The organism is Paenibacillus sp. Dod16 (genome assembly GCF_049893405.1).
Taxonomy (GTDB): domain Bacteria; phylum Bacillota; class Bacilli; order Paenibacillales; family Paenibacillaceae; genus Paenibacillus_AQ.
Genome location: NZ_JBNDYG010000066.1, coordinates 76500 through 82903 on the forward strand (window position 1 = coordinate 76500; position 6404 = coordinate 82903).

General features: G+C 42.9%; 5 protein-coding genes and 3 pseudogenes. 6 read left to right on the plus strand and 2 right to left on the minus strand.

The genetic code is table 11. The annotated features are described in order from the left end of the window. Positions 1 to 3: 3 nt before the first annotated feature. Positions 4 to 1818, plus strand: coding sequence for a VirB4 family type IV secretion system protein (locus ACPV3A_RS33760; protein ID WP_375103641.1), 1815 nt, complete (start codon positions 4 to 6; stop codon positions 1816 to 1818). 93 nt (positions 1819 to 1911) lie between these two features. Continuing rightward, entirely contained in the window at positions 1912 to 2928 is a 1017-nt protein-coding gene (locus tag ACPV3A_RS33765; RefSeq protein ID WP_375103642.1) for a hypothetical protein, read from the plus strand. Positions 2929 to 3016: 88 nt separating this feature from the next. Here the strand turns inward: ACPV3A_RS33765 and ACPV3A_RS33770 are convergent. After that, positions 3017 to 4052 (minus strand): annotated as a pseudogene (locus tag ACPV3A_RS33770) (IS630 family transposase). A 362-nt stretch (positions 4053 to 4414) separates the two neighbouring features. Between ACPV3A_RS33770 and ACPV3A_RS33775 the strand changes: the two are divergent. Further along, positions 4415 to 4621, plus strand: a pseudogene (locus ACPV3A_RS33775) (DUF6431 domain-containing protein); the annotation flags it as partial. Further along, positions 4604 to 5363, plus strand: a pseudogene (locus ACPV3A_RS33780) (IS5 family transposase); the annotation flags it as partial. The pseudogenes ACPV3A_RS33775 and ACPV3A_RS33780, both read left to right, overlap by 18 nt. A gap of 54 nt (positions 5364 to 5417) precedes the next feature. On the opposite strand, the gene ACPV3A_RS33785 reads toward ACPV3A_RS33780, so the two are convergent. Beyond that, the gene (locus tag ACPV3A_RS33785) at positions 5418 to 5765 is read right to left on the minus strand and encodes a helix-turn-helix domain-containing protein (protein WP_375103643.1); all 348 of its coding nucleotides are present in this window, start codon (positions 5763 to 5765) and stop codon (positions 5418 to 5420) included. 173 nt (positions 5766 to 5938) lie between these two features. Between ACPV3A_RS33785 and ACPV3A_RS33790 the strand changes: the two genes are divergently transcribed. Together ACPV3A_RS33790 and ACPV3A_RS33795 are read left to right on the plus strand one after the other, a co-directional pair. Continuing rightward, positions 5939 to 6151, plus strand: coding sequence for a hypothetical protein (locus ACPV3A_RS33790; protein WP_375103644.1), 213 nt, complete (start codon positions 5939 to 5941; stop codon positions 6149 to 6151). A gap of 177 nt (positions 6152 to 6328) precedes the next feature. Then, positions 6329 to 6404, plus strand: a 76-nt coding sequence (locus tag ACPV3A_RS33795; protein ID WP_426204179.1) for an oxidoreductase, incomplete at its 3' end; no start/stop codon positions are given.

Sequence of the window (6404 nt, forward strand, 5' to 3'; positions counted from 1 at the left end):
ATTTTGAAACCCACATTTCCATCTCTATCTGTGAATCCATCGCTTTTAAACGCAATCACTCCTATGGGCTTGGAGTTTTCTCGTAATGCCCTTGTGATTGGTGAACAAACAGCTAAAATGTATGGCGTCATTCAGTATCCTCCCAAAGCAGAAGTCGGTTGGCTCTCCACTCTAACCAATATTCCATCTACCATGGTATCTATCGGTTTTCAACCTATAGACAATAGCGCCTTAATCTCCGCAATATCCAAATCCATTACACAAAATCGCAGCATGGCTGACAGTGCTAAAGATCCTCTAACCCGTCAACGAGCAGACAAGGCATCTACGGACGGTGAGAATATTATGATGCAGATTGACCAAAACGGTGAAACGGTTGGCCTTATGAATATAATGGTCATGCCATTTGCGGAAGATGATAAGCAGTTCACTCGCGCATGTAGACGTGTTGAAAACACCTTAAGTATGATGCGCTGCAAAATTCGCAACCTGGCCCATCTTCAAAAAGAGGGCTTTCGTCACCTATCCCCCATGTACCCGGCACAAGATCAAATTGGGGATATCCTAAATAAAATCATGCCGATGAGTACCTTCGTTGGAGGCTTCCCCTTTGCAAGCTCTGGCTTCAACGACGGAAATGGTTATTATTTCGCTAAGGACGCTAGCGGCGGATTGGTCATCGTCGATACATGGAAACGTGGCGGCGACCGAACCAATTCAAACATCGTCATAATGGGCGTAGCCGGCGTAGGTAAATCTACAGCTGTAAAACATGTGGCACTTAGTGAATACATGAAGGGTACCAAAGTTATTTTTATTGATCCAGAGTCGGAATATAAGGAGCTTTGCCAGAGGCTAAATGGCGACTGGATAAACGCGGGAGGTGGATCGAATGGTAGAATTAATCCGCTGCAAATTCGGCCAGCTCCCCGCGATGAAGAGAATGAGGAATTTCCATTATATAAGGATGACGGTCACGGAATGTCCGACATGGCGCTGCATCTGAAGAATCTGGAAATCTTCTTTAACCTCTACATCCCTGATCTTACAATGATGCAAAAAGCTGTTCTCAAACAGTGCTTGATTGAGTTATATAATCAGTTTGAGATTACTTGGACCACGGATATTATGAAACTAACCAGCACCAACTTCCCTACTTTTTCTGACCTCTACGCTCTGATTCATGGCCAGGAAAAGAAGCTTGGAGATGAAGTTTATAAAGATTTGTCCCTACTGCTGCATGATATTGCACATGGTGGGGACTCTTTTTTATGGAATGGTCACAGTACCATACAAACCCATAGCCGCTGCATTTGCTTGGACACGCATACTCTTCAGAATACTTCTGAGAATATCAAGAGAACCCAATACTTTAACCTCTTATCCTGGTGCTGGGAGCAAATGTCTCAGGACCGGACAGAGCGCGTCCTGCTGATCTGTGATGAGTGTTATTTGATGATCGACCCTAACGTCCCGCAGAGCCTAGTATTCTTACGAAATGTAGAGAAACGCTCTCGAAAATATGAAGCCGGACTTGCAATTATCTCTCACAGTGTTGTCGACTTTCTAGCTCCTGAAGTTAAGATGTACGGGCAAGCACTCTTGGATATTCCTTGTATCAAAATGCTGATGGGAACAGACGGGAAAAACCTCCAGGAAACGCGAGAGCTTTACAACCTAACGGATGCAGAAGTGGAACTTCTTGCTAGCAAAAAGCGTGAACATGCTTTGTTGATGATTGGCTCCAAGAGATTGCATGTCCACTTTGATATCCCAGAATATAAGTTTGCTTATATGGGAACAGCAGGAGGACGATGAGCGTGGACAAAAAGAAACAGCTCATAGAGCTTTTCTTCTACATGGGACTGGTGGTCATCGGGATCATTTTGTTATTCAAGAAGGAAGGGTAAAATGATGATTCTATATCTGACGAGTAGTAACAAAGTTAATCTGCTTGATTTTATTGAGGAAGAGTTTGAACTGCCAGTAAAGAAGCTAATCGGGTCGTTTTCTCTCAATTCCTTTGTTGTCAAAGATATGCGGTTCTATAGTCATGTTCGCTATTTAGCAATTGACCGTGGAGCAATAAATGAGACTGACGAAGAAATGATGCAAGCAATTTTATCATTTCAGATGATGTATGAAATGAGAGTTATTGTGATTTCGGAAGGGCTGCCGGAGAGCAGTCCTTTTTTACAAGGACTGCTCCAGGCAGATGTTCCGAATGTAGTTACTGCTGAAGCTATAGAAATGATACAAGGTGAGCTCCGAGTGTGCTTTTCCGAAGTGGGAATGCTGCGGCGAAATCCTGCAGGAGAGTCAATCTCATTAGATGAGATACATCAACTATCACCAGTGGAAGAAATAACACAATTTCGGTTTGACTGCACTAACGTTACGATTGCCATCGCGGGATTCGACCGGCGCGTTGGTGTGACTACAACTGCATTTAATCTGGTTTGTTGGATAAACGCCCACGGAGGAAGTGCATGTTACGTTGAGGCAAATACTAACAATCATTTAGCTCATATTATTCAGTTATTCAAACCCGATAAATCTGGTAACGCATATTCAATGGAAGGTTCTGACTTCTATATGACGAAAGAATTAAATCATAATTATAACTTCATAGTGATTGACTGCGGTATGTTAAGGGAACCGAAGATTCAAGACTCTTTTGTAAACTCAGACATTCGATTGCTCTGTAGCTCGGCAATGCCTTATGAACTGGTTAACTTTTACAGGGCTATGAAACGCTGTAAAGACCACTCTGTAATAACGTTAGGATTATTTGTGCCGGATAATATTAAACCCTATCTGTCACAGAGCATCAGCCAGGACATTATTTTCTGCAATGCATCTCATGACTTATTTGATTCAAAAACAAATGGCGAGATATTCAAAAAGATATTACACGCATATCTATAAGGCTGAATAAATATTAATTAAATATATTTAAACAATTTCAACTCTAACTTCGGAAAGAAATGTATGCTATATAAGTTGAACTGAATAATTACACATTAAGACACAGTCGATCAATCACTTCGAATGGATTCTGATTGATACGTTTCATGAATCGGCTGACAGCCGTTCGAATCTTGTACGTTTTATCGTAGAAAACGTTATGAATCACATCGCTTTTGAGCCACTTCCAAAGACCCTCAATAGGATTTAGATCTGGAGAGTATTTGGGCAGAAACACAAATTGGAGTCGGGGATTATTCTGTAGAAAATCTTCAATGGCAGCTGCTTTATGGATACGTCCATTGTCCAGTACCACAATGATTTGTCCGGTAGAATATTCGGTGAGAAGCGATACCAAGAAGTACATGAACGCCTTTGCATCGTAAGATTCACTTTCCTGGTAAAATACTTTTTCCGTTGCATAGTCCAGTGTTCCAAAGAGTTTAGCACCCTCATGCTTGCCATACGTTTAACCTGACGCTGGTGTCCTCGAAGAAACCAGTTGTACTGCAGGGACTGGTAGGCACGAATCATGGATTCGTCTTCAAAGAGCAAGTGATCAATTTGTCCGTCCATGAGCATTTTTTTAAATCCATTGCGGTTTTCTCCCAAAACTCTTTTTGCTCTTCGGGATCCGCAGCCGCCAAGGTGTACGTTGCTTTCTTGTAGCTAACCCCAAGTCGGTATAAAAGTAAAGACAGACCACGCAAGTTAAATGTTTTCCCGAATTCACGTTCAATATAACGAGTGGCAAGTTTCAACGTCCAGGTGTATTTGGCTTCAAATCCAACGCCTGCTGGACGCTGGTTGATGAGCACTTGGGTAAGTTGATCGGTTTGTTGATCTGTCAGTTTTGGAGGCTTACCCGACGAATGATCCATCTCCAATGCACATAGACCACCATCCTTATATTTATGCACGTAACCACCTATGGTTTTTCGCCTGCGATGAAGGGTTGTAGCGATTTGCTCAAGGGTCTGTCCTTCCAAACGAAGGCGAATCGCAAGATAACGCTCATAGATTCGCTTATCTGTTGTTTGCTTCATGGCTTGTTCCACCGCTTCGATTTCGTTCGCAATTCCCATTTTCTTCACGTCCTTTTTAGATCGTCTTGCTCTTTATTTCCCGATTTTGGACATGAAGGATAATTCGGGTAGAACTTTTATTCAACTTATATAGCAGTAATATTTCTGCTGACCCATAACGCCGCGAAGCTGGCGGGATTGCCTGTCCGGAAGTTGCCGGATATAATGACCGTATTCTAACAAAGGAAAATGGATACCTCCGTGGCGTTGGTTACCTGCTGGAACAGGCCGCGCCGCAAATATCTTTCATCACTAGACATGGTCATTGTAACAAAGTATGCGCTGGTTGAAAAGATCCTTGGTGATTTTTGTGAGGGGTGCGGAGGAGGTTCCCTGCCCGTGCTGCACAGAAAAATTAGAGGTTGTCGGTTGTCGGTTGTCGGGAGCGGAAGGTCCGGGGTGGGGGCGGTGAGCTGCGTCGACTCGTGATTCGTAGGCTACGGTGTGCGGGATGCCGCAAGATTCACCATGAGCTCCCGGATCTACTCGTGCCCTACAAACGCTACGAATCGGGAAGAATTGAACAGGTGCTCACGGAGCCGGAGGTGTCCGTGAGTGTCTGTGCAGAAACGTCTACGTTAGATGGACAGTGGGATCAAATTAAGGATCTATTTCCACCTTACACAACAGGACGTCCGTCAAAATTAAGTGAACGGACCATGTTTAACGCTTTTCTATGGATTGCTCGGAGTGGTGCAGCCTGGCGCGATCTACCGGAAGAACGCTATGGTTCATGGAAAACAGTGTACAGTCGCTTCTGCAAGTGGCGAGATAGCGGACTGCTTGTCACAGTGTTCCAAGCCCTTCAGGTCGAACCTGACTTTGAAAACTTAAGTATTGATTCAACATCGGTTAAAGCCCATCAACACAGTGCCGGTGCAAAAAAACGCAGACGGACACGAAGTAAATCAGCACATAGGCGTCAGCCGTGGCAGAAAGACAACCAAACTTCACACTGTTGTCGATGGATTAGGAAACCCTCTAATTTTTCTTCTAACGGGAGGTCAAGTCTATGAATCCGTTCCAGCGATCGAATTGCTGCAGGAGCTAGACATTACGGGAAGCCATATTCTTTGCGACAAAGCCTATGGCTCCGGAGCGATTCGGAATTGGATCACAGCAAAACAGGCATCCTACACCATCCCGCCTAAAGCGAATAGTCAAAACCCATGGAACGTCCATTGGTATCGGTATAAAGAACGCCACTTAGTGGAGTGCATTTTCAATAAAATCAAACACTTTCGCCGTGTGGCTACTCGCTACGACAAACTAGCCAAGTCATTCTTGGCGTTTGTATACGTGGCTGCCATTTTCAACTCAATGAAGTGTTTTCAGACACGACTTAATAGCTTACCTCGTGTATCGTTATTTTTTCTTGGTGCTATTTAGTTTAAATTTAGCATAGTCAAGGATCTCTAATTGGGCTTCATGGGAAAGTATTTTCATGACATCAATTAACTCTTCCTCATTACTTATTGTGTCTTTAAAAATTATCTTCGCTGATTTATTACCTTCATTTCCTTTTAAAATAAATTCTAAACTGACTCCATAATTTTCATGTATAGATAGAACCGTTTCAACCGAGGGATTACAATGACCTTGTTCTATATCGCTAAGAGTCCCTTGTGAGATATCTATTTGCTTGGAAAAGTCAATTTGGGTTAATCCCATTCTTTTTCTTAATAATCGAATGTTTTCTCCAATTTTATTCATAACTTCTCCAAATTTCCGATTCGGAAAGTGCTATTTCATCGTTCGGATTTTCAATCTTATGAGAAGACACTTTCCGAATAATTGTAATCTAAAGCAACAACCACTCAAATCCCTTAATATAAGCATTTATCTCGAATTTTATGGGATTTCTATGACAAACCTTCAGGTTATCTATGACATTAGTACATCCTGCGTGTGACAACATTACGTATTACCCACAGTTGTTTACGGAGGCGGCGATGGATGAAATCTACAGTTACTCTAGCGGAGCCGCCCGGCTGGTGAACAAGCTGTGTACACATGCCTTAATCTACGGCGCACAGAACAAGCACCGGATTGTGGACGACCAAATGGTCAAGCGTGTGATTCAGGGAGAATTGTCATGATTCTCTCTGTTATTCTCCATTGCTGCGGACAGATTGACCGTTAATAGCAGGACATCTCATGCCCTCAACCTCTGGACATTATGGGCTAGAAGTAACACAGTAACGAGTCTGTAAAATATATTGTGTAAACTCTCAAACCCATTAAAATGGAAGTAAGAGAAAGGTTGGGGAGAACACATGGGACTTTGGACAAAACAACAGTTACGGGAATTTATTAAGGAAAACAACTTGGTAAGCGCACAGGATGCGCAGA

What these genes read in the sequence shown, in the direction of transcription:
- ACPV3A_RS33765 (WP_375103642.1), top strand. Translation starts at nt 1,912, where the DNA reads ATGATGATTCTATATCTGACGAGTAGTAACAAAGTTAATCTGCTTGAT.
- ACPV3A_RS33785 (WP_375103643.1), bottom strand. Translation starts at nt 5,765, where the DNA reads ATGAATAAAATTGGAGAAAACATTCGATTATTAAGAAAAAGAATGGGA.
- ACPV3A_RS33790 (WP_375103644.1), top strand. Translation starts at nt 5,939, where the DNA reads ATGACATTAGTACATCCTGCGTGTGACAACATTACGTATTACCCACAG.